This window comes from Kitasatospora sp. NPDC093558 (genome assembly GCF_040683475.1).
GTDB lineage: Bacteria > Actinomycetota > Actinomycetes > Streptomycetales > Streptomycetaceae > Kitasatospora.
Genome location: NZ_JBFBDY010001230.1, coordinates 1 through 1,295, shown reverse-complemented (window position 1 = coordinate 1,295; position 1,295 = coordinate 1). Strand labels below are relative to the sequence as shown.

Genomic DNA, 1,295 nt, shown 5'->3' with positions numbered 1-1,295 from the left:
GGCCGGACCGCAGTGGCCCGGCCGGGTCGAGCACGGCGGGAGCGCTTACGGGTACCGGGGCGCGGGCCACGCCGGCGGCACCCACGTCATGGGCGACGCGCCGGGCACGTCCGTCGTCGACCAGTGGCAGCGCAGCTGGGACCACCCCAACCTGTACGCCGTCGGCTGCGGCTCGATGCCCTCGCTCGGCACCTCCAACCCCACGCTCAGCATGGCCGCGCTCGCGCTGCGCAGTGCCGAGCGGATGCACCTCGACCTGCTGGACCTGCGCCGCCCGCCGACGGTGGGCGCCCCGAGGTCCGAGCCGTCCTCCGCCGTCCACCGCGAACCGATCCCGGAGTTGCCATGACCGGCCTTCCGCTCCCGCCCGTGCCGGAGCCGTACTACCTGCCGTTCCACTACGGCGCCCTGCACAACATCGGCGTCGACTACCTGATCGGGCCCGAGCGGGCGCGCGAGCTGCTGCGCAAGCGCCACCCCGGGCTCGTGCCCGCGCTGTTCGACGGGCGGGCCTGCGTGTCGCTCAACTACCAGCTGTACTTCGCGCAGTACCCGGGCGGCGGCGGGATCACCCAGGAGGTGGAGATCAACCTCGTCGCCCACCCGGAGTTCGCCGAGGAGCGGCTGCCCGAGCTCAACTACGGCCAGTACGCCCGTGGTTACGACCAGACGAAGCTGTTGGGCATCGCCCGGCTGCACGTGCTGTGCGACAACCCGCTGGCGATCGACGCCGGGCGCCTCCTCTACGCCGAGCCCAAGCGGGCGGGCTGGTTCGAGGCGTCGATGCCGTCCCTCAACGCGCCCGCCGTGCGCGAGCGTTGGTCGGTCTCCTGCCGCCGGGCCACCGCCGACGACGGCGGGTTCCAGCGCCACGAGGAGGAACTCCTGTCGCTGGAGGCGGACTTGGTCGGCCTCACGTCGGAGCCGGTCAACAACACGCCGATCACCGGCTACGGCACCGACGACGAGGGGCGGTTGCTCGCCGGGCCGCTCAACGTGTACCAGCCGTACCGGTTCTACGCCCTGGACGACCGCTCCGCCGACCGCGTCCGCCTCGACGTGGGCAACCCGGCCGAGGAGCCCGCCCGCGACCTCGCCCACCTCATCGCCGACGCGCCGGCCGCGGGCGTGTGGACCTACCAGTCCCCGCCGGTCGCGGCCCACAACCGGCCGTACTACATCCGCTGACCGGCGGTGGCGGTGCCCTGCTCGACCGCGCCTCGCCGCGTCGTCGGCGTAGCGGGCGACGTCCCGGAGCGCGGCCCCGCGTCAGCCCCACACCCCCGACGTGCTCG

General features: G+C 73.9%; 2 protein-coding genes. Both read left to right on the top strand.

The annotated features are described in order from the left end of the window. Positions 1-349: GMC oxidoreductase (locus tag AB0O00_RS39960; RefSeq protein WP_363659575.1), on the top strand; the 349-nt coding region annotated here is incomplete at its 5' end. Continuing rightward, a complete protein-coding gene (locus AB0O00_RS39955; protein WP_363659574.1) occupies positions 346-1,188 on the top strand; it encodes a hypothetical protein in 843 nt (280 codons plus the stop codon). The genes AB0O00_RS39960 and AB0O00_RS39955, both read left to right, overlap by 4 nt. Positions 1,189-1,295 lie beyond the last annotated feature (107 nt).

What these genes read in the sequence shown, in the direction of transcription:
- AB0O00_RS39955 (WP_363659574.1), top strand. Translation starts at nt 346, where the DNA reads ATGACCGGCCTTCCGCTCCCGCCCGTGCCGGAGCCGTACTACCTGCCG.